This is a genomic window from Morganella morganii (genome assembly GCF_019242955.1).
Lineage (GTDB): Bacteria > Pseudomonadota > Gammaproteobacteria > Enterobacterales > Enterobacteriaceae > Morganella > Morganella sibonii.
On the sequence record NZ_CP066129.1, the window covers coordinates 3026397 to 3052665 of the forward strand.

Sequence of the window (26269 nt, forward strand, 5' to 3'; positions counted from 1 at the left end):
ATCAGTCCGCCAGTGCCAGAACGTCCGCAACAAAGGCGGAGAAGCTCATACCGGCCTGACGTGCTGCCTGCGGCACCAGACTGTGATTGGTCATACCCGGAGAGGTGTTAACTTCCAGCAGGTAGAACTGCCCGTCACTGTCGAGCATCACATCCACACGGCCCCAGCCTTCACAGCCCACGGCTTTGTAAGCGGCTTTTGCCAGCTCACGGATTTCTGTCTCACGTTCCCCTTCCAGGCCCGGACAGAAATATTGTGTATCGTCAGAAATATATTTGGCTTCGTAGTCGTAGAATACCGCCGCAGGCTGAATGCGGATAGACGGCAGCATCTGCTCACCCAGGAAACCCACGGTGAATTCAGGGCCGCTGAGCCATTTTTCCACCAGCACGTCTTTGTCGTGTTTAAACGCTTCTTCCAGCGCCGGACGCAGCGCCTGTGCATTGTCCACTTTGGACATGCCGACACTGGAACCTTCCAGGCTTGGTTTGACAATCACCGGATAACCCAGCGGTGCCACACCCTGCTGTAATTCTTCATCACTGATGTGCGCGAAACGGGCAGCATTGATGGCAAAATACGGGGCAATCGGCAGACCCGCGCCCGCCCACAGCTGTTTGGTACGCAGCTTATCCATAGAGAGTGCGGAGGCCATCACACCACTTCCGGTGTACGGCAGTCCCATCTGCTCCAGGCATCCCTGAAGTGTGCCGTCTTCCCCGCCGCGGCCGTGCAGCGCGATAAAGACTTTGGTAAAACCATCTTCCTTCAGGCGGATAACCGGATACTCTTTGGTATCCACCGCAAATGCATTAATACCGGCTTCTTTTAAACCGGCAAGAACCGCCGCACCTGAAGCCAGAGAGACTTCACGTTCTGCGGATGTACCGCCCATCAGTACCGCGACTTTTTCAGTCATTCTTAATTATCCTCACTCAAAACCGGCCGTAATTTTGTGTCAGCCAATGTACGCGCTATTTTACCGATATTTCCGGCGCCTTGAACCAGTATTAAATCATTATCTTCAAGAACCTGTGCCAGCACCGCAGAAATTTTGCCCGGTTCGGTGACCAGGATCGGGTCCAGCTTACCGCGCTGACGGATTGTACGACACAGGGAACGGCTGTCCGCCCCCGGAATTGCCGGTTCACCGGCGGCATACACATCCAGCATCAGCAAGATATCGACCTGATCCAGCGTGTTGGCAAAATCCTCATACAGATCACGGGTACGGGTGTAGCGGTGCGGCTGAAATACCATCACAATCCGCTTATCCGGCCAGCCTGCTCTCGCTGCTTTAATCGTCGCATCCACTTCGGTCGGGTGATGGCCGTAATCGTCCACCAGCATCACGCTGCCTTCTTTTTCATTCACATGCTCCAGCGGGAAGTTGCCGAGGAAGTCAAAACGGCGCCCGGTGCCCTGGAATTCACGCAGAGACGCCAGGATATCCTCATCCGGAATGCCTTCTTCTGTCGCAACCGCAATTGCTGCCGTGGCATTCAGCACGTTGTGACGGCCCGGTGCATTCAGCTCCACCTTCATATCAGGCAGACTTTCCCGGTGAACAGTGAAGAAGCATTGTGAACCGCGCTGTTCAAAATCAGTGATACGGACATCCGCATCCTCATGAAAACCATAGGTGATCACATAGCGGCCGATACGCGGCACAATTTCGCGGATCACCGCATCATCCATACATACCACGGCAAGGCCGTAGAACGGCAGGTTATGCAGGAAGTTCACAAAGGTATCTTTCAGCGTTTCAAAATCACCGTGATAGGTATCCATGTGATCCGGCTCGATATTAGTGACCACGGCCACCATCGGCTGTAAATGCAGGAAAGAGGCATCGCTTTCATCCGCTTCCGCAATCAGATAACGGCTTGAACCGAGACGTGCATGCACACCGGCCGCTTTGACCAGACCGCCGTTGACGAACGTCGGGTCCAGACCGCCCCGGCCGTAAATGTCGGAAATCATCGCTGTGGTGGTGGTTTTGCCGTGCGTACCGGCAATCGCCACACCGTGACGGAAGCGCATCAGCTCCGCGAGCATTTCCGCGCGGCGGATCACCGGAATACGGGCTTCACGTGCCGCAACAATTTCCGGGTTATCCGCTGAAATCGCGGTGGATACCACCACCACACTGGCGTCTGCCACATTTTCCGGGCGGTGATTGAAATAAATCGTCGCGCCCAGGTTAGTCAGCTGTTTTGTTACCGCATTCGGCGCCAGATCAGACCCGCTGATCTCATAACCTTCGTTCGCCAGCACTTCCGCTATCCCGCCCATACCGGCGCCGCCGATACCGACAAAGTGAATGTGCCGGACGCGTTTCATTTCCGGAATGAAGGATCGTAATTTCGCCAATTGCTGTGTATTCACGTTATTTCTTCGCTATATCAATTCGTTAGTTTTTTTTCGCTGCCGCAATAATTGCATCTGCCACCCGTTTGGTGGCATCGGTAATTGCGACACTTCTTGCTTTTTCCGCCATGGTCAGCAGGCGTGGTCTGTCCCACTCGCGCAACTGCTCTGCCACCGCCTGTGCATTAAAGGATGGCTGCTCTGTAATCACAGCGGCTCCCGCCTGTTCCAGCGGCAGTGCATTCCAGTATTGCTGGCGATCTTTATGCTGAAACGGCACAAAAATCGCGCCCAGCCCGACAACCGCAATCTCACTGACGGTCAGCGCCCCGGAGCGGCAGATCACCACATCCGCCCAGGTATAAGCTTCAACCATGTCATCAATAAATTCTGTGACAGTCACGCTGTCTGACGCACCCTGTGCGTTATACAGTTCCTGTGTGCTTTCCGCACTGCCTTTACCGGCCTGATGACGGATACAGACGGCATCCCCCATAATACCGGCCACTTCCGGCAGGGTCTGGTTCAGGACGCGTGCGCCCTGGCTGCCGCCGATAACCAGAATGCGGACCGGCCCTTCGCGCCCGGCAAAACGTTCAGCCGGTGACGGCAGGTTCAGGATATCCTCACGCACGGGGTTACCGACCACCGGTGCCTGCGGGAACGCGCCCGGGAATCCCTGTAATACAGTGGTGGCGATTTTCGACAGCCAGCCGTTTGTCAGACCGGCCACACCGTTCTGTTCATGCAGGATCACCGGAATACCGCAGCGCCAGGCCGCCACACCGCCGGGACCGGAGACAAACCCGCCCATGCCGAGCACGGCATCCGGCTGGTAGTCACGCATAATTTTTTTCGCTTGTTTTATCGCTTTCGCGATACGGAACGGCGCGGTGAGCAAAGCTTTCACGCCTTTGCCGCGCAGACCGGTAATCTCAATAAAATCGATATCAATACCGTGTTTCGGCACAAGCTGAGCTTCCATCCGGTCACGGGTACCCAGCCAGCGGATTTCCCAGCCCTGACTCTGTAAATAGTGCGCAACCGCAAGCCCCGGAAATACATGTCCGCCACTACCACCGGCCATCACCATCAGACGGGGGGCTTTATTACTCATCGCGCTCTCCTTGAGAATGCCTGGGCTTTGGCCAGGCGTGTTTCAAAATCAATCCGCAGCAGCAAGGCAATGGCTGCGGTCATAATCACTAAACTGGAGCCGCCGTAACTGATCAGCGGCAGTGTCAGCCCTTTGGTCGGCAGCATACCGGAGGCCGCGCCGACGTTAACCAGCGCCTGGAAGCTGAACCAGATACCGATGGCACAGGCAAGAAAACCGGCAAAGCGCTGATCTATCATCAGTGCGCGGCGGCCGATAACCATCGCGCGGAACGCGACAAAAAAGACCATCAGCAGCACCAGAATCACACCGAAGTACCCCAGTTCCTCACCGAGGATGGCAAAAATAAAGTCGGTATGGGCTTCCGGCAGATATTCCATTTTCTGAATGGAATTTCCCAGCCCCTGGCCGAAATAATCACCGCGGCCGAATGCCATCAGTGACTGTGTTAACTGATAACCGCTGCCGAACGGATCTTCCCACGGATCAAGGAACGAGGTCACACGCCGCATACGGTAAGGTTCGGCGATAATCAGCAGAACCACAGCAGCGACACCGCCGCCGATAATCGCGATAAACTGCCACATCTTGGCACCCGCAAGGAACAGCAGCGCCAGTGTGGTGACAAACAGCACGACCACCGTACCGAGATCCGGCTGTAACAGGAGCAGCACCGCCAGCACAAACATCACGCCCATCGGCTTGCAGAATCCCCAGAAGTTATTTCTGACTTCATCCACCTTGCGCACCAGATAGCTTGCCAGATAGACAAACAGTGCCAGTTTTGATACTTCCGCCGGCTGAATACGCATCGGCCCGATCGCAATCCAGCGCGATGCCCCGTTAACGGAACTGCCCACGCCGAGAACCACTATCAGCCCGCCGATCGTACCAATCAGCAGTAATGTGCTGTAACGCTGCCACATTTCCAGCGGGAAACGCATAATCACGGCAGCGATAATAAAAGAAAAAATTAAGAAGCCGCCGTCACGCTTGGCAAAATAAAACGGATCTTCCGCCAGACGCTGCCCGACGGGCATCGAGGCGGAGGTCACCATCACAAAGCCAATCGCAGCCAGTCCCAGTGCAAACCACAGCAGTGTCCGGTCATACATCACGACCGTACTGAACTCGCCGTTACGCTCGCCGATCATCCAGTTTTTAAAACGCTGTGATCCGGGGAATTTCATGCCGCCAACTCCCGTGCCAGACGGGCAAATTCACGCCCGCGCTCTTCAAAATTACGGAACTGATCCAGACTTGCACAGGCCGGTGATAACAGCACCATATCCCCGTCTGCCAGCGATGGTGCCAGTGCCCGCATGGCCTGCTCCATGGTGTCTGTCAGCAGAGAGACATCCGGACGCAGTTGTGCCAGCTGTGCGCCGTCACGGCCGAAACAGTAAAGACGGATTTTTTCACCGCTCAGATACGGCAGCAGCGGTGAGAAATCCGCTGATTTACCGTCGCCGCCGAGCAGCAGATGCAGACAGCCGTCAACCTGTAAACCGTTCAGCGCCGCTTCGGTGCTGCCGACGTTGGTCGCTTTGGAATCATCAATCCAGCGGACGCCCGCCGATTCATGCACCAGCTGAAAACGGTGCGGCAGACCGCTGTATGTGCGCAGTGCTTTCAGCGCACCCTCACGCGGAATATTGACCGCATCCGCCAGAGCCAGTGCCGCCAGCGCATTACAATAGTTATGCTGACCGTGCAGGATCATCTCATTGCAGCCGATAATTTTTTCGCCGCAGAAGCAGAGTGACTGCTCATCGGTATCGAGCCAGTAATCCCCGGTTTCGGTGCCGAAGCTGACATATTCAGACCGGTCACAATCACAGCCCGGCTGAGTCAGCGCATCTTCCGCGTTATACACGCAGACCGCAGCGTCGTGATAAACGCGCAGTTTTGCCGCACGGTACTGTTCCAGCCCCTGCGGATAGCGATCCATATGATCTTCAGTAACATTCAGGACAGTTGCTGCCGCCGGTTTCAGGCTGAACGTCGTTTCCAGCTGAAAACTGGATAACTCGAGCACACAGAGCTCGTAATCGCCTTTCAGCAGTTCCAGGGCAGGCAGGCCGATATTACCGCCGACACCGGTACGCAGACCGGCGCAGCGCCCCATTTCCCCCACCAGGGAGGTCACGGTGCTTTTGCCGTTCGAACCGGTGATCGCCACAACCGGGACAGTCACTTCGCGGGCAAATAATTCGATATCACCGATAATTTCCGCGCCGGCTTCTGCCGCTGCCTGTAATTGCGGGGTACTGACGGCCACACCGGGGCTTGCGATAATCAGGTCTGCATCCAGCAGCCACTGCGTTTCAAACCCGCCGCAGTGACACTGAACGCTGTCCGGCAGCTTATCGATGCCGGGCGGGGAGGTGCGGGTATCCATCACTTTCGGTGTAACACCGCGTGACAGAAAAAAGTCCACACAGGAAAGCCCGGTTAAACCGAGCCCGACAATCACAATGTCTTTCCCCTGATAATTCGTCATGATTAACGTACCTTGAGTGTCGCCAGACCGATCAGCACTAACATCAGGGAGATAATCCAGAAGCGGACAATCACCCGCGGCTCAGGCCAGCCTTTTAATTCATAATGGTGATGAATAGGTGCCATCCGGAAAATACGCTGACCGCGTAATTTGAAGGAGCCGACCTGTAAAATCACCGACAGAGTTTCCACCACGAACACACCGCCCATAATCAGCAGCAGGAATTCCTGGCGCAGCAGAACAGCAATCGTACCCAGCGCGCCGCCGAGTGCCAGCGAGCCGACATCGCCCATAAAGACCTGTGCCGGATAGGTGTTAAACCACAGGAACCCCAGCCCTGCACCGACAATCGCGGTACAGACAATCACCAGTTCCCCGGCATACGGCAGATACGGGATATGCAGATAATGAGCGAAATTCACGTTACCGGTCGCCCAGGCCACCAGTGCAAAACCGGCAGCCACAAAGACGGTCGGCATAATCGCGAGGCCGTCGAGGCCGTCTGTCAGGTTTACCGCGTTACTGGTACCGACAATGACGAAATACGCCAGCAGGATATAGAGCACACCCAGCTGCGGCATCACATCTTTAAAGAACGGCACCACCAGCTGTGTCGCCGGGGTGTCTTTACCGATGGCATACATGCTGAACGCCACGGTCAGCGCCAGTACGGACTGCCAGAAATATTTCCAGCGGGCTATCAGCCCTTTGGTGTCTTTACGCACGACTTTGCGGTAGTCATCGATAAAACCGACAATACCGTAGCCGATCAGCACCAGCAGCACACACCAGACATACGGGTTATCCAGACGCGCCCACAGCAGAACAGAAATGGCGATGGAAAACAGGATCATCATGCCGCCCATGGTCGGGGTACCGCGCTTGCTGAAATGCGATTCCGGCCCCTCGCTGCGGACAACCTGGCCAATCTGCATTTTCTGAAGATACGCAATCACATGCGGTCCCATCCATAATGCAATAATCAGCGAGGTCAGCAGGCCGACGATGGCACGGAACGTCAGATAAGAGAAGACGTTAAACGCAGTGTGAAACTGCACCAGATACTCAGCCAGCCAAATCAGCATGGGACATTCTCCTGCAAGGCGTGCACAACTTCTTCCATTGCGGAGCTGCGTGAACCTTTAACTAATATTGAAATTGATGAATGCTGTGCCACCAGAGGTGCCAGCGCAGCAATGAGGGTTGTTTTATCAGCGAAATGGCGTCCCTGGCACTCATCACTGATAAAATGGCTGAGCTGACCGGCGGTAAATACCGCATCCAGCCCTGCATCACGGGCAGCCTGCCCGACTCTGCGGTGACTCTCTTCGGCATAACCGCCCTGCTCGCCGATATCCCCGGCAACCAGCACACGGTATCCCGGCAACTGTGCCAGCACACGGATTGCTGCAATCATCGAGCCGTCATTTGCATTGTAAGTATCGTCAATCACCAGCTTACCGGGAGCTATCTCAACCGGATATAAGCGGCCGGGAACCGCAGTGGTCTGCGCCAGACCACTGCGGATATCCGCCAGTGTCGCCCCGGCAGAAAGTGCCAGTGCCGCCGCCGCAAGTGCGTTGGCGATATTGTGACGCCCCGGCTGCGGCAGGGTGACAGCAGTGCTGCCTGCCGGTGTGTGCAGGGTAAAATCGGTGGTCAGCGGATTCATCACCACACCGGTGGCGTAAAAATCAGCCTGCGGATGCGGATCAACGGAGAAACTCCAGCGGGTCTGGCGCGGGGTCAGATGAGCCTGCCAGTGAGTGATATCATTGCTTTCGAGATTAATAATGGCGGTGCCTTCGTCCGTCAGGCCGGTGAAAATTTCCCCTTTCGCCTGTGCGATGGCCTCTGCGGAACCAAATTCACCGATATGGGCGGCAAACAGGTTATTCACCAATACAGTCTGCGGATGTGTCATCGCCGCGGTATAGGCGATTTCACCGGTGTGGTTGGCACCCAGTTCAATCACCGCAAACTGATATTTTTCTGTCAGACGCAGCAGTGTCAGCGGTACACCGATATCATTGTTAAAGTTACCGGCGGTAAACAGCGTTTCGCCTGCCTGCTGTAAAATGGCAGCCGTCATCTCTTTGACAGACGTTTTGCCGGAAGATCCGGTCAGCGCGACGACCTTTGCCCCGCTGCGGTCACGGTTGCCTTTTGCCACCGCACCCAGCGCCAGACGGGTATCTTTAACGATAATCTGCGGGCAGTTCACATCCATACGGCGGTTGACCAGAACAGCGGCAACCCCTTTCGCGGCTACATCCGCAATAAAATCATGAGCATCAAAACGTTCACCGGCCAGGGCGATAAACAAGGCACGTTCACCGATAGTGCGGCTGTCAGTGGTAATGCTCTCAATCATTTCTGATGACGCGTGGCCGCTGAGGATAAGCTCCCCGGCGGTCAGTTGTGCGATATCAGCAAGGGAGAACGGGATCATGCCATCACTCCCAGCAGGCGGGCGACGGTCAGACGGTCGGAGTAATCCAGACGGCGGCTGCCGACCAGCTGATAATCCTCATGTCCTTTTCCTGCCACCAGCACCACGTCGTCCGGTTTTGCCTGCATCACCGCAAATGTCACAGCTTCCGCACGTCCCGGGATCGGCAGTGCGCGGGAGGTATCAACCAGTCCTGCCATAATGTCATTGATGATAGCCTGCGGCTCTTCGCTGCGCGGATTGTCGTCCGTGATCACCACCACATCGGACTCCTGCTCAGCGATTGCGCCCATCAGCGGACGTTTGCCTTTATCGCGGTCACCGCCGCAGCCGAAGACACACCACAGCTTGCCTTTGGTATGCAGACGCGCCGCACTCAGGGCTTTTTCCAGTGCATCCGGGGTGTGGGCGTAATCCACCACAACGGTCGGACGGTTATCCGCCGTGAACACTTCCATCCGGCCGCAGACCGGTGTTAACGCCGCTGCGCTGTTCAGCAATGCTTTCAGGTCATAACCCAGGGCCAGCAGTGTTGCCGCAGCCACCAGCAGATTGCTGACGTTAAAGGCGCCCATCAGCGGGCTGTCCAGTTCACCGTCACCCCAGCTTGAGGTAAAGGCGATGTGAGCACCGCTGTCGTGATAATTCACAGAAACGGCTTTCAGGAAACGCCCCTGCCAGTTGGCGGGCAGGTTATCTTCCATTGTGACGGCTACCGCTTCCGGCAGTTTTGCCAGCCATTTCAGCCCGGTCTCATCATCCGCATTAATAATTTTTTGTTCGCTGTGATGGGTTGAGAACAGCAGCCATTTGGCAGCTTCATAATTAGCCATATCACCGTGGTAATCGAGATGGTCACGGCTTAAGTTGGTAAAGACAGCAGCACGGAACGGCAGTGCCGCCACGCGGCTTTGCACCAGTCCGTGAGAGGAGACTTCCATCGCCGCCACGGTGGCACCTTTTTTTGCCAGTTTGTCCAGTTCGAGCTGGATATCCACCGCAGAGCCGGTAGTGTTTTCTGTCTGGATCACATGACCGAGCAGCCCGTTACCGACTGTTCCCATCACAGCGCTGGTTTCGCCCATCGCCTGTGTCCACTGCGCCAGCAGCTGAGTGGTGGTGGTTTTACCGTTAGTCCCGGTAACACCGATCAGTTTCAGACGCTCCGCCGGATGGTGATAGAACTCACCGGCCAGACGGGATAATTTTTCATTCAGATGGCTGAGGTAAACCACCGGTACACCATGCAGTACCTGCACACTGCCGTCTTCCGCCGCACCATCCGCTTCCGCCACCACGGCAGCCACGCCCTGAGCGATGGCCTGAGGAATGTAGTGACGCCCGTCAGACTGGTGGCCTTTTACCGCCAGGAACAGATCACCGGCAGCCGCTTTGCGGCTGTCCAGGGTCATATCACGTAACGCCTTAGCCGGTGCATCAACACCGAGCGGCGCGAGTAAATCGCGCAAATTACGATCTGCCACTTGTACCCTCTTTTGGTTTATTAGTAACCACTTCATTGGTTTGTTCTTCCGGTGTCAGCGCATCCGGTTCCACGTTCATTGTCCGCAGAACACCGCCCATGATGGCACCGAATACCGGTGCGGAGATCGCACCCCCGTAATACTTGCCGCCCTGCGGGTCGTTGATGATCACAACCAGAGCAAAACGCGGACGGCTTGCCGGCGCAACCCCGGCGGTGTAGGCGATATAGCGGTTCACGTACTTTCCGTCGTCGCCCACTTTTTTCGCGGTCCCGGTTTTAATCGCCACGCGATACCCTTTGATCGCAGCGCGCGTTCCGCCGCCGCCCGGTAACGCAACACTTTCCATCATCTGAACCACGGTTTTCATCACCGGCTCAGGGAAGACGCGGGTACCCGGTACAGGCGGGTCCACTTTCGTGATGGACAGCGGGCGGTAGATCCCGAAACTGCCGATTGTTGCATAGGCCCGCGCTAACTGTAACGGTGTTACCATCAGCCCGTAGCCGAAAGAAAAGGTGGCCCTTTCAAGTTCAGACCACCGTGTTTTTTTACTTGGATATATGCCACTGCTTTCCCCGACCAGCCCCAGATTGGTCGGTTTTCCCAGCCCGAAACGCGAATAGACGTCCACGAGTTCCTGAGCGGGCATCGCTAACGCAAGTCTTGAAACCCCTACGTTACTCGATTTCTGTAAAATACCGGTGATGGTCAGTTCGGCATAACGGCCTACGTCTTTGATTTCATGACCACTGATCCGGTACGGATAAGTATTCACCACGCTGTTCGGTTTGATGATGTTATTGTGCAGCGCACTCATCACCACCAGAGGTTTTACCGTCGAGCCCGGTTCAAAAATATCGGTGATAGCACGGTTACGCATGGCATCTTTCGGCGTTCCCTGGAGGTTGTTGGGGTTATAGGACGGGCTGTTCGCCATCGCCAGAATTTCCCCGGTATTCACATCCACCAGAATCGCTGTGCCGGATTCCGCTTTGTTCAGTGCCACCGCACTGCTGATTTCGCGGTATACCAGCGCCTGTAAACGTTCATCAATACTGAGTGTCAGGTTGTGTCCGGCCTGACTTTCACGGGCGATGGTGTCTTCAATAACACGGCCGCCGCGGTCTTTCCGGACTGTCCGCTGTCCCGGAACCCCGGTCAGCCAGCGGTCAAAGCTTTTTTCGACCCCTTCAATCCCCTCATCATCAATGTTGGTAACACCGATAATGTGAGCGGTGACTGAACCGGACGGGTAATACCGTTTTGATTCTGCCTGTAAATAAATTCCCGGCAGATTCAGTTTTTTCACGTAATCGCCGATGGTCGGGTTGACCTGGCGCGCCAGGTAAACAAAGCGACCTTTCGGGTTTGCCGTGACTTTGCTTTTCACCTGGTCGAGCGGAATATTCAGCGCTTCGGACAGTGCACGCCAGCGGGTGTCATCCCCTACCCCGCCTTTGTCAGCTAACTCTTTCGGGTCTGCCCAGACCGCATTCACCGGCACACTGACTGCCAGAGGCCGCCCCATACGGTCGCTGATCATGCCGCGGGCGGTCGGGATCTCCTGGACACGCAGCGAACGCATGTCACCTTCTTTCACCAGCATGTCCGGGTTGATAATCTGTAAATACGCCACCCGGATCAGCAGTGCGGCGAGGGCAATCCCGATACCGCCGCATAACAACGCAAAACGCCAGCTGATAAAACTGGCTTTTTCTTCCGGACGTTTGATACGGGCTCCGCCCTGCGTTTTGCCTGCTGATTTTTTGCTTTTCATGCCTTCGTCATTTCGTTACGACAATTTTTTCGTTTGCCGGATCCACATGCTGCATACTGAGACGCTCAACGGACAGGCGCTCGACACGGCTGTGATCCCCCAGGGCGTTCTCTTCCAGAATCAGGTTACGCCATTCGATATCCAGCGAGTTACGCTCCAGCACAAGATGTTCCCGCTCTGCGGTCAGCAGACGTGTTTTATGTGCCGTGATAACCACAAAAATTGCGCTGACGATCACGGCGATAAATAAAATCGCAGGGATAAATCCGTGGCGCAGCAGGTCACGACAAATAACGCGGGCTAAATTGTGCCGTTCTGTGGTCATGCTTTCTCCGCAAAGCGCAGTACAGAGCTGCGGGCACGCGGGTTAACACTGATTTCCTGCTCCGACGGTTTCATTTTTCCCGCCAGTTTCAGTGCCGGTGTGCCGTGCGCTTTCAGTTGCTCTTCCGTCAGCGGTAATCCGTGCGGGACCTGCGGTCCGCGGCTTTCGTTGCGCATAAACTGTTTTACAATCCGGTCTTCCAGTGAGTGGAAGCTGATCACGGATAAACGTCCGCCCGGTGCCAGAATACTCAGTGCACCGGTCAGTGCCTGGCGGATTTCATCCAGTTCACTGTTCACATAGATGCGGATTGCCTGGAAGCTGCGGGTCGCCGGATGCTTGTGCTTTTCTTTCACCGGTGACACCGCGGCAATCAGTTCTGCCAGCTGTTTTGTCCGTGTCAGCGGCTCTTCTGTCTTGTTCCGTTCAACGATGGCGCGGGCGATCCGTTTTGAAAAACGCTCTTCTCCGAAGTTTTTCAGTACCCACGCAATATCTTCTTCTTTGGCTTCGGTCAGCCACTGTGCGGCGGAAATTCCCCGCGTCGGGTCCATACGCATATCCAGCGGCCCGTCACGCATAAAGGAGAATCCGCGCTCCGCATCATCCAGTTGCGGGGAAGACACGCCCAGATCGAGCAGAACACCGTCAATCTGTCCGTCCAGCCCCAGCTCATTCACATAACCGGCGATACCGGAAAACGGACCGTGAATAATGGAAAAACGCGGGTCGTCAATCTGTGCCGCTGCGGCAATTGCCTGCGGGTCCCGGTCAATAGCGATCAGACGCCCCTGTGCCCCGAGTTTTGATAAAATCAGACGGGAATGCCCGCCACGACCGAATGTGCCGTCGATATAAATACCGTCTTCACGGATCTGTAATCCGTTAACGGCCTCATCCAGTAAAACACTGGTATGCTGAAACTGACTCTCTGCCATTTAAAGTGATAAATCCTGTAACCGGGCGGATAAAGGTCCGGATGCCGTCTGCCCGGCAGCAATATCATCCTGTACCTGCTGATACCACGTCTGTTCGTCCCACAGCTCAAACTTGTTGAACTGCCCGACCAGCATGACTTCTTTGGTTAACCGCGCATGTGTGCGCAGTGTACCGGCTAACAAAAGACGTCCCGCACTGTCCATCTGACATTCAGTGGCATGACCCAGCAGCAGACGCTGAACACGGCGTTCTGTCGGATCCATGGTGGACAATTGTGCCAGCTTCAGTTCGATCAGTTCCCATTCCGGTAAGGTGTAAAGCAGCAGACACGGCTGGTGGAGATCGATAGTACAGACCATCTGACCTTCCGACTTTTCAGCAAGCAGCGACCGGTACCGTGCCGGTACGGTTATGCGCCCTTTGCTGTCAAGATTAACCAGTGTTGCCCCGCGAAACATACGTTTCTCCGCTCAGTTTTACCCCGAACTACCACTTTCACCCACAATTCCCCACCAACAGAGTTTACGAATGGTACGAAAAGCTTGTCAAGCCAGAGCTGACAAGGTTCCGTTTCCGTTATCGGGGAATAAAGGGGTGAGAAAATATGGGATTTTTTGCTTCAGGGAACAGAAGTGAGGTAACACACTGATTCAAATCAGAAAAAAATTCACATAATACGCACTCGGTTAACCGGGGCAAATTATACCGAATCTGACGAAAGAAAGATGCATTTTTGCGAGGTACCCCTCACTTTCAGGATAAAAATTGACCACCCGGGTAACCCCCCCGGAATTTTTATTTCAGTTATCTGTGCTGTTACTTTCTGTTACAGTGCGTGATTATCTAATATTTGAAAATATAAAATTCATCATATCAATAAGATAACTATTTTAAAACGGAATGGATGATAATTTTCGCTATATACCCATAACCACAATAAGTGTATTTGCCGGGGAAAAAAGGGGTTCTGTGAAAATTGTCAATTTCTGTCAATCAGCAGAATTGAAAAAAAATCTTAGGATTCCTCCCAAAAAGGGTTTTTCATCTGTTTTCGGCGGATATAAATAAAAATACCTATACGTTTCCGTACAGGTATCAGAAAAAAAAATGATTTTACTGTCTGAATATTACCGGCGGCTCAGACTTCCGCGGCGGCACAGATCACGGCGGATCCGGGTAATACCCGCGGCCGGTTTCTGTTTTTCATCCAGGCTTGCCAGCACCAGCTCCAGTACACGCTCCGCAATGTCACGATGACGCTGCGCGACGGACAGAACCGGACACTCAAGGAAATCCAGCAGTTCATGATCACCGAAGGTCGCGATCACCAGCTGCCCCGGCAGACGACCGCTGCGGGCCAGTGTGGCATCCATCACACCCTGTAACAGCGCGAACGATGTGGTGAACAGTGCGTCCGGCATAGGGTTGTTTTCCAGCCAGCTGTCAAACGCTTTCGCGGCGGCGTCACGCTCATAGCTGTCGGCATACAGGAAATTCACTTTACGTGCATCACCTTCCCAGGCTTCACGGAATCCCTGCTCACGCAGGAAACTGACGGAAAGTTCCGGTAACGCGCCGAGATAAACCACCGATTCTGCCGGGAACTGACGCAATTCGGATGCCAGCATTTTGGCGTCCTCAAAGTCATCCCCGACCACACTGATAAAGTGCTCATTTTCCAGTGCACGGTCAAGCGCGACAATCGGCAGCGAGCGGTTTGCCCAGCGCTGATAGAACGGATGCTCCGGCGGCAGAGCGGTGGAAACGATAATCGCATCCACCTGACGCTGTAACAGGTGTTCCACACAACGGATTTCGTTGTCAGGCTGGTCTTCGGAGCAGGCGATCAGCAGCTGATAACCACGGCTGCGCGCCTGGCGCTCCAGATAATTTGCGATGCGGGTATAGCTGGTGTTCTCCAAATCCGGGATCACCAGTCCGATAGAGCGGGTACGGCCTGCACGCAGACCGGCGGCTACCGCATTCGGATGGTAATTATGTTCACGAACCACCGCCATCACTTTTTCGACAGTTTTGTCACTCACACGATATTGTTTTGCTTTTCCGTTGATGACATAACTGGCCGTCGTGCGCGACACACCGGCAAGGCGGGCGATTTCATCCAGTTTCACGTTAACCCCTTACAAATCAGGAAACGGCCCGAACAACGGGCCAAATAAGAAGAGTGATCAGTTTACCCTTTCACCGCAAATATTTCACCGCATTATTTTTTCACCGCGCGACATCCCGACGATGCCGGAGCGGGCAATCTCAACGATTTCAGCAAAGCCGCGCACCGCATCCAGAAAGGCATCCAGCTTTTCAGTGGTGCCGGTCAGCTGTACGGTGTAGAGCGTCGCCGTCACATCGACAATCTGCCCGCGGAAGATATCCGTACTGCGTTTGACCTCATCCCGCCCGTAGCCGCTGGCCTGTAATTTGACCAGCATCACCTCGCGCTCAATGTGGGAGGCAGCGGTCAGTTCTGTGACACGGAACACATCCACCAGCTTATTAAGCTGCTTTTCAATCTGTTCCAGTACCCGCGCATCCCCTTTGGTCTGGATGGTCAGGCGGAACAGTGACGGGTCATCCGTCGGGGCAGCGGTGATACTTTCGATATTATACCCGCGCTGGGAAAAAAGCCCTGCCACACGGGATAACGCCCCTGTTTCGTTTTCTAATAAGATTGACAGAATCCGGCGCATGATCAGGTCCTCTCCGTTTTGCTTAACCACATTTCATCCATCCCGCCATTGCGGATCTGCATCGGATAAACATGCTCTTTTTCATCCACCATCACATCGGCGAACACCAGCCGCTTCTCTTCACGGACAATACGCAGAGCTTCCGCAAGCTGTTCACGCAGCGTGGCTTTATCACTGATACTGATACCAACATGCCCGTAAGCCTCCGCCAGCCGGACAAAATCAGGCAGTGAATCCATATAGGAGTGGGAGTGACGGCCGTGATAGACCATATCCTGCCACTGTTTCACCATACCGAGGAAACGGTTGTTCAGATTGAGCACCAGCACCGGCAGCCCGAACTGTAATGCGGTGGACAGCTCCTGAATATTCATCTGAATACTGCCGTCCCCGGTGACACACACCACCATATCATCCGGTTTTGCCAGCCGGACGCCCAGTGCCGCCGGCAGGCCGAAGCCCATCGTGCCGAGTCCGCCGGAGTTGATCCAGCGGCGCGGTTCATCAAACGGGTAATAGAGCGCGGCAAACATCTGGTGCTGACCGACGTCAGACGTCACATACGCCTGTCCTTCTGTCAGCTCCCATAAGGTGCGGATCACGGTCTGCGGTTTGATTTTTTCCCCGCTCTCGTCGATCGTCAGACATTGTTTCGCTTTCCACTGATCAATACGGCGCCACCAGTCGCACAGCGCATCCGGATCCTGCTCATCGGTCAGAGATTCAAGCTGTAACAGCATCTGCGCAAGACACAGTTTTGCATCGCCGACTATCGGAATATCCGCCGCCACCGTTTTTGAAATAGACGCCGGATCGACATCGATATGAATAACCGTTGCCTGCGGGCAGTATTTCGCCAGGTTATTGGTGGTCCGGTCATCAAAGCGGACACCGACGGCAAAAATCACATCACTGTGGTGCATGGTGTTGTTCGCTTCATACGTACCGTGCATACCCAGCATGCCGACGCACTGCGGATGAGTGCCCGGAAACGCGCCCAGTCCCATCAGGGAGAGCGCCACCGGCAGACGCAGTTTATCCGCAAGGGTGAAAATCTCCGGGCTGCATCCGGCACTGATGGCACCTCCGCCGATATACATGACAGGACGTTTCGCCTGCATCAGCGTGATAAGCGCGCGTTTGATCTGCCCTTTGTGACCGGCACCGGTCGGGTTATAGGAGCGCAGACTGACCCGGGCCGGGTAGCTGTATTCATGCTGCTGCTGGACAATATCTTTGGGGAAATCAATCACCACCGGGCCGGGACGGCCGGTTTGCGCCAGATAAAAGGCTTTCTTAATGGTGGCGGGAATATCCGCGACATCATGCACCAGGTAACTGTGTTTAACGACCGGGCGGGAGATCCCCACCATATCCACTTCCTGGAAAGCATCGTTACCGATCAGCGCGCTCGCCACCTGGCCGGAGAGCACCACCAGCGGCACGGAATCCATATAGGCGGTGGCAATGCCGGTAATAGCGTTGGTCGCCCCGGGCCCGGATGTGACCAGCACCACGCCGGTTTTACCGGTCGCGCGGGCATAGCCGTCCGCCATATGCACGGCCGCCTGCTCGTGACGCACCAGAATATGCCCGATACCGCCCACGGTATGCAGTGCATCATAAATATCCAGAACCGCCCCGCCCGGATAGCCGAATACGTGTGACACGCCCTCATCAATCAGGGAGCGCACAATCATTTCTGCTCCAGTCAACCTCTCCATAAATGCTCTCCTGCCCGTGATTACGGGTTGTAACTGCAAGTGATGTGTTTGTCTGTTTTTAGTTATCTGAGGATTAACATAACGATAAAATGACAGCGCTGGCAAATGCGTTTTTCGGGGAGCAAAAAGCGGAAAACCACAGGAATAAAGGAAATGTCATGATCCGCAGACGATCATGCCTGTGGCAGGAAATCACAAAGCAGAGTTCACTGAGAGAGGGGGAAAAACCGGCGGGATATAAAAACGGCACTGCACAGAAAACCGGCAGTGCCGCAGAGAGAATTATTCCGTATACATCGATTCAATTTCACGCTGATAGCGCTGGGCGATCACTTTACGGCGCAGTTTCAGCGTCGGCGTCAGTTCACCGAGTTCCATGGAGAAATTCTGCGGTAACAGTGTGAAACGCTTAACCTGATGGAATGCAGCGATATTTTTCTGCAACTCTTTCAGACGGCTTTCAAACAGCGCCACAATCTGGCTGTTTTTCAGCAGTTCCATCCGGTCATGGTATTTCAGGTTCAGCGCCCGGGCATGCTCTTCCAGAGTGTCAAAGCACGGCACAATCAGTGCGGAGACAAACTTACGCGCATCCGCCACCACTGCGATATGCTCGATAAAGCGATCCTGTCCCAGTGTCCCTTCCAGCATCTGCGGCGCAATATATTTGCCGTTGGAAGTTTTCATCAGATCTTTCAGGCGTTCCGTGATAAACAGATTGCCTTTCTCATCCAGTGCACCGGCATCACCGGTCCGCAGCCAGCCATCATCAGTAAACGCCTGACGGGTCTCTTCCGGCTTATTGTAATAACCACGCATCACTACCGGCCCGCGTACCTGGATCTCATTTTCCTCACCGATACGCACTTCCACATCCGGCAGCGGCACACCGATAGAGCCGAGCTGATAGCCGCTGTTTTCCCAGCAGGATACCGTGGCACAGGTTTCTGTCATGCCGTAGCCGTATTTGATATTAATACCGACAGCGAGGAAAAAGCGGATAATTTCATCATCCAGCCGCGCACCCGCCGCCGGTAAGAAACGGACATTGCCGCCGAGGACATCACGCAGCTTGCCGAGCACTTTTTTCTGAGCAAACTGATCACAGCGCGCAGCGAGCCATGACAGCTTTTCACCGCGCTGCTGTGCATCCAGTGTTTTTTTGCCGGTACGTACCGCCCAGTGAAATAACGCACGCTTATACCACGGCGCCTGTGCCACTTTTTCGTAAATACCGCTGAACACTTTCTCATAGAAACGCGGCACCGCACACATCACGGTCGGTTTTACCGATACCATCGCTTTGCGCACCAGATTGGTGTCACTGAGATACACATTCAGTGCGCCGGTGTGCATCACATAGAAACTCCAGGCGCGCTCAAAAACGTGTGTCAGCGGCAGGAAGCAGAGTGAGACATCATCTTCGGTCAGTGTCAGCCGCTCATCATGCAGATACAGCTGGGCAGCCATATTGCGGTAATCCAGCATCACGCCTTTCGGTTCACCGGTGGTTCCGGAGGTGTAAATCAGAGTGAAAAGGTCATCAAGAGAGCAATCCGCGATGCGCTGCGCCAACTCTCCGGCATAACTGCCGTCGTGCCCGTTCATAAACTGGCGCAGTGTACAGACCGCCGGATGAGACGGGATCGCCGTGTTTTCCGGGTTCATGATGATGATTTTCTGCAGAGACGGGCAGAGAGAGAGCAGCGACAGTGCAATTTCCGCCTGTTTCTGACCGTCCACAAACAGGATACGCACCTGCGCATCATTGAGAATATAGGCCGCCTGATCATCACTGCTGGTCGCATAGAGCGGTACCACAATGGCGCGGCACTGAAGAACAGCCAGATCAGTTAATGTCCACAGGGCGCTGTTGTGCGAGAAAATGGCGACATTTTCCTGAACCTTAACCCCTTCCGCCAGCAGGGCTTCCGCCAGATTTTCACTGAACGTCCCGGCCTGCTGCCAGGTAAAATCAATATGCTGACCCTGTTCACACCACTGTCGCAGTGCGGTTTTGTCACCCCGGCGCTGTTTTTGCTGTTGCAGCCGCGTCACTAAATGATAGTGATGCAAATTTGTTGTTGTCACACGCGTTTCCTTTACTGAGCCGTCAGACTGTACGGTTTCACGTTATGTAATGATTTTCAGCTTACAGTTGTACGCTTAAATTTTTCCGCAAGTGTAGCCTGTTGTCTCCGGGAACAAAAGCAAATTTAGTTATCTTTGCAATGGCGGGATCACAAAAAAGCGCCGGCAGGCGTATTTGCCTGCCGGAGAGATAAATGAATTAAATGACTGATTAGATATGATGTGTAAATTGCGTCAGCAGTGCTTTCATCCACTGATGACCTTTATCGCGGGTACAGGCCTCATGCCAGATCAGAAACGCCGGACGGCTGACTTTATCCCACGGCAGCTGCACTTCCTGAATCGGCAGGACATGAGAATAGAGCTGGATCAGCCACTTCGGCGCGATCGCCACCAATTCCGTTTTAGACACAATATTCAGTACACTGACTAAATTGGTTCCCTGATAAACGATAGCCCGGAGTAATTCATTATTTTCATAATACGGTGAACTGAATGAATCAATTAAGTCCAGGGATACCACCGCATGCTGTTCGGTGAATATCTGTTTCTCGGTAACGGTATATTGTATGCGGGAATGGTTACGGGCAGCAACCAATGATAACTGATCATTAAATAATAAGTGATGACTGTAATCCGGCTTATCGAAACGATTATAACTGATAGCAAAATCCGTTTCCTGATATTTCAGGTTATGCTCGATCTGTGAATTCATATAAGACTGAATATTAACATCGATATTTTCACTGTGAAGTTTAACCTGTTCGATTATTTTATCTGTCAGCCGGATATCCAGCGGACTGGAAATGGCCAGATTAAATACCCGCTCACTGCTGCCCGGTTCAAAACCGGCACCCGGCAGCTCGTTATGCACCAGCTGCAATGCCTGTCTGACCGGACCGAACAGCTGTTTGGCGCGCGCAGTCGGCTGAATCCCGCGGCCAAAACGGACAAATAATTCATCATTAAACATAACCTTAAGCCGTGACACCGCATTACTGACAGCCGGTTGCGACATACCTAAAAGTTCAGCAGCCCGGGTGACGTTCTGCATCTGCATAACCGCATCAAAAACCGTCAGCAGATTAAGATCCACATTGCGCAGCTGTGTTTCACCGGATTCTTTTTTTTACTTCTGCCACTGAGGTGTATTCAGTCATCTTAAACTCCAATAAATGATTATAATGACTTCAATAAGCTATCCGCCGCCATACTGAAACAGCAGATAAATACAAAATTGAAATCTATTATCTCAATTGATTATCCAATTAATAATTGAGTCTCTTCCTTGTATGGTTCTGAATACGCGGGTGCGCATCATCATCACAATGCATACTATTTAAATATTTAAAGTCAGTTATTTATTCATGCAACTAATAAATCAACACTGCTTTATTCATTTAGTTTCCATGCAATGAGATAATAAAACAAAGATTGTGTTTATTCATAACAAAATTATCTTTTATCAGCAGAAAAAATCTGATTTCTTTTACTGACGTAACCGAAAAAATAAACTGTTCAATGAATATCTCACCTGTCACCGGCGGTAACCTGACCGCCGGATACCGTATTCCCTGCCGACTCAACTGATTCAGATTATCCGCAAAAAAATTCTGTAAAAATATTAGCCCAATCATTTAGCTGACTTATAGATGAAAACGCTGATTAATTTTTATAAATTAGTCACTTTATCTGCTTTTGGTGCTTTTTTTCTCCGTTGCTCAGTATCTCCGGCGAAACAGGAGAGTTGACAGCGCTTTTTATATTCAGTATCAATAATACATCGCCACGGATAAACCTTGTGTTCCGTGCCACTGAATTTACTGAGAAGGTTATTACTATGTCTTTCACTTTCCGCCTAAACAGCCTGCTAATTATCGCCTTAACTGCGCGTGGCGGGCTCGTGGCCGGAAGTTCCTCATAACTTTCTCCCTGAGACCTGAAAAACCCGCGCAATGTCGCGGGTTTTTTTATACCTGCAAACCGGAAAACAGAACAAGAAATAACCGAGAGGATCACAACATGAGCGATAACGTCATCATTTTTGATACCACACTGCGTGACGGCGAGCAGGCATTACAGGCCAGTCTCAGCGTCAAAGAGAAATTACAGATTGCTTTCCAGCTCGAACGCATGGGGGTTGATATTATCGAGGCCGGTTTCCCTGTCTCCTCTCCCGGTGATTTTCAGTCGGTGCAGACCATCGCCCGCGAAATCAAAAACAGCCGTATCGCTGCTTTATCCCGTTGTGTGATCGGAGATATCGACGCGGCTGCCGAATCCCTGAAAGTCGCGGAAGCGTTCCGGTTGCATATGGTGCTCGCGACCTCCGGTATTCACGTCAAAACCAAACTGCGCAAGACCTTTGCTGACATCATCGATATGGCGGTCGGCTCGATTAAACATGCCCGCCGCTTTACCGATGACGTCGAGTTCTCCTGCGAAGACGCCGGGCGTACCGATATTGATGACTTATGCCGTATTGTCGAAGCTGCGATTAACGCCGGTGCCACGACTGTCAATATTCCTGATACCGTCGGTTACACCACCCCGTACCAGTTCGGCGGCATTATCAGTGAATTGTTCAACCGCGTACCGAATATCGACAAAACCATCATTTCCGTCCACTGCCATGACGACCTGGGCATGTCCGTTGCCAACTCTATCACTGCCGTACAGGCGGGTGCCCGCCAGATTGAAGGTACCATTAACGGATTAGGTGAGCGCGCCGGAAACTGTGCGCTGGAAGAAGTCATTATGGCGATTAAAGTGCGGGAAAAAATGCTGGGCGTACGCACCGGGATCAATCACAAAGAGATTTACCGTACCAGCCAATTGGTCAGCCAGTTATGCAATACGCCGGTACCACCGAACAAAGCCGTGGTCGGCAGTAATGCGTTCTCTCACTCCTCCGGTATTCACCAGGACGGTGTGATCAAAAACCGCGAAACCTACGAAATCATGACGCCGGACAGCATCGGCCTGAAAGATAACTTAATCAACCTGACCTCCCGCTCCGGCCGTGCGGCAGTGAAACACCGGATGGCGGAAATGGGCTACCAGGAAGACGATTATAACCTGGATGAGTTATACGCGGACTTCCTGCAACTGGCCGATAAAAAAGGTCAGGTTTTCGATTACGACCTGGAAGCGCTGGTGTTTATGAAACAGCAGCATCAGGAGCCGGAGCATTTCTCGCTGGCGTTCCTCAACACCCAGTCCGGTACCGGTGTTAAAGCGTCAGCAACCGTCAGAATGCAGGCCGGTGATGAAATCATCTCCGAATCCGCGCAGGGGAACGGCCCGGTGGATGCGGCTTATGAGGCTATCCGCCGTATCGCGGGGTATCCGCTGACCCTCGCCGCCTATCAGCTGACCGCCAAAGGTCAGGGAACGGATGCATTGGGACAGGTCAATATCGTGGTGGAGTATGAAGGCCGCAAATTCCACGGCATGGGACTGGCAACCGATATTGTCGAATCCTCCGCTCAGGCCATGATCCACGCTGTTAACAGCATCTGGCGTGCCGGACAGGTAAAAGAAGAAAAACGGCGGATACAGTCAGATAACAACACGCACAACGACACTCATAACGATACTCATAACAATACTCATAACAACAATACAGAGACAAAGGAAGCGGTGTAATTATGTCGGAACAATTTCATATTGCAGTTTTACCGGGCGACGGAATCGGCCCTGAAATTATGGCACAGGCTTATAAAGTGCTGGATGCCGTGCGCAGCCGCTTTAACCTGACCATCACCACCAGTGAATATGATGTCGGCGGCATTGCCATCGACAACCACGGTCACCCGCTGCCGCCCGCCACACTGAAAGGCTGTGAGCAGGCGGATGCGGTGCTGTTCGGCTCTGTCGGCGGTCCGAAATGGGAAAAACTGCCGCCGGACTCACAGCCGGAGCGCGGTGCCCTGCTCCCGCTGCGTGCACATTTCAAATTATTCAGCAACCTGCGCCCGGCCAGACTCTACCCGGCGCTGGAAGCGTTCTGCCCGCTGCGCAGTGATATCGCGGCCCGCGGATTCGACATCCTGTGTGTCCGCGAACTGACCGGCGGCATCTACTTCGGACAGCCGAAAGGCCGTGAAGGCGAAGGAAAATATGAGCGAGCTTATGATACCGAGGTGTATCACCGCTATGAAATTGAACGCATCGCCCGTATCGCCTTTGCCTCCGCACAAAAACGCCGCGGTCAGGTGACATCGATTGATAAGGCCAATGTGCTGCAAAGCTCCGTATTATGGCGCGAAGTGGTCACTGAAATCGCCAAAGAGTATCCGGATGTCACGCTGTCACACATGTATATCGATAACGCCGCCATGCAGATGGTCAAAGATCCGTCGCAGTTTGATGTCATCCTCTGCTCCAATCTGTTCGGCGACATTATCTCCGACGAATGTGCGATGATCACCGGCTCTATGGGCATGCTGCCGTCCGCCAGCCTGAATGAGAAAAAATTCGGCCTGTATGAGCCGGCCGGCGGCTCTGCGCCGGATATTGCCGGACAAAATATAGCCAACCCGGTGGCACAGATTTTATCCGCCGCCATGATGCTGCGCTTCAGCTGCGGACAGGATGCAGCGGCGGACAGCATTGAAAACGCGGTAAACCAGGCGCTGAATGCCGGATACCGCACCCGCGATGTGGCCGGAAGCGGCAAGAGTGTGACCACGGACGAAATGGGCGACATTATCGCGCGTTTGATTACAGAAGGGGCTTAAGATGAGCACAGGAAAAACTTTATATCAGAAATTATATGATGCCCATGTGGTTCGTGAAGAAGCAAACGAAACGCCGATCCTGTATATCGACCGCCACCTGGTGCATGAAGTGACCTCACCGCAGGCATTTGACGGATTACGGGCAAAAAACCGCCCGGTCCGCCGCCCGGAGAAAACCTTTGCCACCATGGATCACAACGTCTCCACACAGACCAAAGATATTAATGCCTGCGGCGAAATGGCCCGTAATCAGATGCAGGAACTGATCAAAAACTGTGAGGCCTTTGGTGTCCGTCTCTATGATCTGAACCATCCGTATCAGGGCATCGTGCATGTGATGGGGCCGGAACAGGGCATCACTCTGCCGGGTATGACGATTGTCTGCGGCGACTCCCACACCGCCACCCACGGCGCATTCGGCTCGCTGGCCTTTGGTATCGGCACCTCTGAGGTGGAGCATGTATTAGCGACCCAGACGCTGAAGCAGGCTCGCGCCAAAACCCTGAAAATTGAAGTGCGCGGTAAAGTCGCCCCCGGCATCACCGCCAAAGATATTGTGCTGGCGATTATCGGCCACACCGGCAGCGCGGGCGGCACCGGGTATATCGCGGAGTTCTGCGGTGATGCCATCGAGGCGCTCTCCATGGAGGGCCGGATGACCGTTTGTAATATGGCTATCGAAATGGGCGCCAAAGGCGGGATGATTGCCCCGGATCAGACCACGTTTGATTATCTGAAAGGCCGTCAGTTCTCCCCGCAGGGTGCGGACTGGGATGCCGCTGTCGCTTACTGGCAGACCCTGAAAAGTGATCCGGATGCGAAATATGACGCAGAAATTATTATCAATGCTGCGGATATCGCCCCGCAGGTCACCTGGGGCACCAACCCCGGCCAGGTGATTGATATCAGCCGGGCGATCCCCGCACCGGACAGCTTTACCGATCCGGTGGAGAGAGCCTCGGCAGAAAAAGCACTGGCGTATATGGATTTAACACCGGGCGCCAAATTAACCGATGTGAAAATCGACAAGGTATTTATCGGCTCCTGTACGAACTCACGGATCGAAGATTTACGTGCGGCAGCAGCAGTTGCCAAAGGCCGCAAAGTAGCGCCGGGTGTGCAGGCGATAGTGGTTCCCGGCTCCGGGCCGGTGAAATCACAGGCAGAAGCGGAAGGTCTGGATAAGATTTTCACTGAGGCCGGGTTTGAATGGCGTTTACCGGGCTGCTCGATGTGTCTGGCGATGAACAATGACCGTCTGGCACCGGGAGAGCGCTGCGCCTCCACCAGCAACCGGAACTTTGAAGGACGTCAGGGACGCGGCGGGCGTACTCACCTGGTCAGCCCGGCCATGGCCGCTGCGGCGGCTGTCACCGGCAGTTTCGCCGATATCCGTACCATTGAGATGCGCTGAGGGAGATGATCATGGAAAAATTTATTGTACATCAGGGGATTGCCGTACCACTGGATGCCGCCAATGTGGATACCGATGCCATTATCCCGAAACAGTTTTTGCAGAAAGTGACCCGCACCGGCTTCGGGCAGCATTTATTCAACGACTGGCGTTTTCTCGATGATGACGGACAGGTGCCGAACCCGGATTTTGTCCTCAACGCCCCGCGCTACCAGGGTGCATCAATTCTGCTGGCACGGGAAAACTTCGGCTGCGGCTCCTCGCGTGAGCATGCACCGTGGGCCTTAACGGATTACGGCTTCAGAGTGGTGATTGCGCCAAGCTTTGCGGATATCTTTTACGGCAACTCATTCAACAATCAGTTATTGCCGGTGAAATTACCCGAAGACGCGATTGATGCGCTCTTTAGCTGGGTGCAGAAAACAGAAGGTGCGCAGATTATTGTTGATCTGGAAAACCAGAAAGTGATCGCCGGTGAGCTGGAATATCCGTTCAGCGTTGATACTTTCCGCCGTCACTGCATGATGAACGGCCTCGACAGTATCGGCCTCACGTTACAGCACGACGATATGATTTCCCGCTTTGAAGCACAACAACCTGCATTTATGAACTGATAACCG

20 protein-coding genes and 1 pseudogene are annotated in these 26269 nt (G+C 53.7%); 4 read left to right on the forward strand and 17 right to left on the reverse strand.

Features of this window, described 5'->3' with window-relative positions; translation table 11 throughout:
- Nucleotide 1 precedes the first annotated feature (1 nt).
- The 17 genes and pseudogenes from JC793_RS14445 to leuO all read right to left on the reverse strand — a co-directional run bounded on the left by JC793_RS14445 (nucleotide 2) and on the right by leuO (nucleotide 20653).
- Nucleotides 2-919 carry a D-alanine--D-alanine ligase gene (locus JC793_RS14445; protein ID WP_218426496.1) on the reverse strand — a complete coding sequence of 306 codons (918 nt, stop codon included), beginning with the start codon at nucleotides 917-919 and terminating at the stop codon, nucleotides 2-4.
- Between the two features lie 2 nt (nucleotides 920-921).
- Entirely contained in the window at nucleotides 922-2388 is a 1467-nt protein-coding gene (gene murC / locus JC793_RS14450; RefSeq protein ID WP_218426497.1) for a UDP-N-acetylmuramate--L-alanine ligase, read from the reverse strand.
- Between the two features lie 25 nt (nucleotides 2389-2413).
- Complete coding sequence (gene murG / locus JC793_RS14455) at nucleotides 2414-3487, reverse strand: undecaprenyldiphospho-muramoylpentapeptide beta-N-acetylglucosaminyltransferase (protein WP_046894502.1); 1074 nt, start codon at nucleotides 3485-3487, stop codon at nucleotides 2414-2416.
- Entirely contained in the window at nucleotides 3484-4677 is a 1194-nt protein-coding gene (gene ftsW / locus JC793_RS14460; RefSeq protein WP_107678989.1) for a cell division protein FtsW, read from the reverse strand. The genes murG and ftsW overlap by 4 nt, the downstream gene beginning before the upstream one ends.
- Nucleotides 4674-5990: a UDP-N-acetylmuramoyl-L-alanine--D-glutamate ligase gene (gene murD, locus JC793_RS14465; protein ID WP_166708344.1), complete on the reverse strand. Its 1317-nt coding sequence runs from the start codon at nucleotides 5988-5990 to the stop codon at nucleotides 4674-4676. The genes ftsW and murD overlap by 4 nt, the downstream gene beginning before the upstream one ends.
- 2 nt (nucleotides 5991-5992) lie before the next feature.
- A complete protein-coding gene (gene mraY, locus JC793_RS14470) occupies nucleotides 5993-7075 on the reverse strand; it encodes a phospho-N-acetylmuramoyl-pentapeptide-transferase (protein ID WP_046894505.1) in 1083 nt (360 codons plus the stop codon).
- On the reverse strand, nucleotides 7069-8442 hold the full coding sequence (murF, locus tag JC793_RS14475) for a UDP-N-acetylmuramoyl-tripeptide--D-alanyl-D-alanine ligase (protein WP_218426498.1): 1374 nt from the start codon (nucleotides 8440-8442) through the stop codon (nucleotides 7069-7071). Before murF ends, mraY begins: the two co-directional genes overlap by 7 nt.
- Nucleotides 8439-9926, reverse strand: coding sequence for a UDP-N-acetylmuramoyl-L-alanyl-D-glutamate--2,6-diaminopimelate ligase (murE, locus tag JC793_RS14480; protein WP_218426499.1), 1488 nt, complete (start codon nucleotides 9924-9926; stop codon nucleotides 8439-8441). The genes murF and murE overlap by 4 nt, the downstream gene beginning before the upstream one ends.
- Nucleotides 9913-11706, reverse strand: coding sequence for a peptidoglycan glycosyltransferase FtsI (gene ftsI / locus JC793_RS14485; protein ID WP_166708347.1), 1794 nt, complete (start codon nucleotides 11704-11706; stop codon nucleotides 9913-9915). The genes murE and ftsI overlap by 14 nt, the downstream gene beginning before the upstream one ends.
- Before the next feature lie 7 nt (nucleotides 11707-11713).
- A complete protein-coding gene (gene ftsL / locus JC793_RS14490) occupies nucleotides 11714-12031 on the reverse strand; it encodes a cell division protein FtsL (RefSeq protein ID WP_004238454.1) in 318 nt (105 codons plus the stop codon).
- Nucleotides 12028-12969 carry a 16S rRNA (cytosine(1402)-N(4))-methyltransferase RsmH gene (gene rsmH, locus JC793_RS14495; protein ID WP_218426500.1) on the reverse strand — a complete coding sequence of 314 codons (942 nt, stop codon included), beginning with the start codon at nucleotides 12967-12969 and terminating at the stop codon, nucleotides 12028-12030. Before rsmH ends, ftsL begins: the two co-directional genes overlap by 4 nt.
- On the reverse strand, nucleotides 12970-13428 hold the full coding sequence (mraZ, locus tag JC793_RS14500; RefSeq protein ID WP_004238452.1) for a division/cell wall cluster transcriptional repressor MraZ: 459 nt from the start codon (nucleotides 13426-13428) through the stop codon (nucleotides 12970-12972).
- A gap of 669 nt (nucleotides 13429-14097) precedes the next feature.
- The gene (gene cra, locus JC793_RS14505; protein ID WP_218426501.1) at nucleotides 14098-15102 is read right to left on the reverse strand and encodes a catabolite repressor/activator; all 1005 of its coding nucleotides are present in this window, start codon (nucleotides 15100-15102) and stop codon (nucleotides 14098-14100) included.
- An 84-nt stretch (nucleotides 15103-15186) separates the two neighbouring features.
- Nucleotides 15187-15678 (reverse strand): acetolactate synthase small subunit, encoded by a 492-nt coding sequence (gene ilvN / locus JC793_RS14510; protein WP_046894511.1) that lies wholly within the window; start codon nucleotides 15676-15678, stop codon nucleotides 15187-15189.
- Nucleotides 15679-15680: 2 nt separating this feature from the next.
- Nucleotides 15681-17402 carry an acetolactate synthase 3 large subunit gene (gene ilvI, locus JC793_RS14515; RefSeq protein WP_218426502.1) on the reverse strand — a complete coding sequence of 574 codons (1722 nt, stop codon included), beginning with the start codon at nucleotides 17400-17402 and terminating at the stop codon, nucleotides 15681-15683.
- A gap of 282 nt (nucleotides 17403-17684) precedes the next feature.
- Nucleotides 17685-19493: an AMP-dependent synthetase/ligase gene (locus JC793_RS14520; protein ID WP_218426503.1), complete on the reverse strand. Its 1809-nt coding sequence runs from the start codon at nucleotides 19491-19493 to the stop codon at nucleotides 17685-17687.
- Between the two features lie 211 nt (nucleotides 19494-19704).
- A pseudogene (gene leuO / locus JC793_RS14525) lies at nucleotides 19705-20653 on the reverse strand (transcriptional regulator LeuO).
- A gap of 862 nt (nucleotides 20654-21515) precedes the next feature.
- Here leuO and leuA point away from each other — a divergent pair.
- Genes leuA through leuD form a run of 4 tightly spaced genes read left to right on the forward strand, consistent with a single transcriptional unit; the run spans nucleotide 21516 to nucleotide 26263 of the window.
- Complete coding sequence (gene leuA / locus JC793_RS14530; RefSeq protein WP_218426504.1) at nucleotides 21516-23141, forward strand: 2-isopropylmalate synthase; 1626 nt, start codon at nucleotides 21516-21518, stop codon at nucleotides 23139-23141.
- Nucleotides 23142-23143: 2 nt separating this feature from the next.
- A complete protein-coding gene (gene leuB / locus JC793_RS14535) occupies nucleotides 23144-24235 on the forward strand; it encodes a 3-isopropylmalate dehydrogenase (RefSeq protein ID WP_052926884.1) in 1092 nt (363 codons plus the stop codon).
- 1 nt (nucleotide 24236) lies between these two features.
- Entirely contained in the window at nucleotides 24237-25649 is a 1413-nt protein-coding gene (gene leuC, locus JC793_RS14540; RefSeq protein WP_046894516.1) for a 3-isopropylmalate dehydratase large subunit, read from the forward strand.
- 8 nt (nucleotides 25650-25657) lie between these two features.
- Nucleotides 25658-26263, forward strand: coding sequence for a 3-isopropylmalate dehydratase small subunit (leuD, locus tag JC793_RS14545; RefSeq protein WP_166709014.1), 606 nt, complete (start codon nucleotides 25658-25660; stop codon nucleotides 26261-26263).
- Nucleotides 26264-26269 lie beyond the last annotated feature (6 nt).

Bases quoted from the DNA above. Each gene is read 5' to 3' on its own strand.
- ftsI (WP_166708347.1), bottom strand. From the start codon at position 11,706: ATGAAAAGCAAAAAATCAGCAGGCAAAACGCAGGGCGGAGCCCGTATC.
- ftsL (WP_004238454.1), bottom strand. From the start codon at position 12,031: ATGACCACAGAACGGCACAATTTAGCCCGCGTTATTTGTCGTGACCTG.
- leuB (WP_052926884.1), top strand. From the start codon at position 23,144: ATGTCGGAACAATTTCATATTGCAGTTTTACCGGGCGACGGAATCGGC.
- leuA (WP_218426504.1), top strand. From the start codon at position 21,516: ATGAGCGATAACGTCATCATTTTTGATACCACACTGCGTGACGGCGAG.
- mraZ (WP_004238452.1), bottom strand. From the start codon at position 13,428: ATGTTTCGCGGGGCAACACTGGTTAATCTTGACAGCAAAGGGCGCATA.
- JC793_RS14445 (WP_218426496.1), bottom strand. From the start codon at position 919: ATGACTGAAAAAGTCGCGGTACTGATGGGCGGTACATCCGCAGAACGT.
- ftsW (WP_107678989.1), bottom strand. From the start codon at position 4,677: ATGAAATTCCCCGGATCACAGCGTTTTAAAAACTGGATGATCGGCGAG.
- murF (WP_218426498.1), bottom strand. From the start codon at position 8,442: ATGATCCCGTTCTCCCTTGCTGATATCGCACAACTGACCGCCGGGGAG.
- mraY (WP_046894505.1), bottom strand. From the start codon at position 7,075: ATGCTGATTTGGCTGGCTGAGTATCTGGTGCAGTTTCACACTGCGTTT.
- rsmH (WP_218426500.1), bottom strand. From the start codon at position 12,969: ATGGCAGAGAGTCAGTTTCAGCATACCAGTGTTTTACTGGATGAGGCC.
- leuC (WP_046894516.1), top strand. From the start codon at position 24,237: ATGAGCACAGGAAAAACTTTATATCAGAAATTATATGATGCCCATGTG.
- ilvI (WP_218426502.1), bottom strand. From the start codon at position 17,402: ATGGAGAGGTTGACTGGAGCAGAAATGATTGTGCGCTCCCTGATTGAT.
- murD (WP_166708344.1), bottom strand. From the start codon at position 5,990: ATGACGAATTATCAGGGGAAAGACATTGTGATTGTCGGGCTCGGTTTA.
- murG (WP_046894502.1), bottom strand. From the start codon at position 3,487: ATGAGTAATAAAGCCCCCCGTCTGATGGTGATGGCCGGTGGTAGTGGC.
- ilvN (WP_046894511.1), bottom strand. From the start codon at position 15,678: ATGCGCCGGATTCTGTCAATCTTATTAGAAAACGAAACAGGGGCGTTA.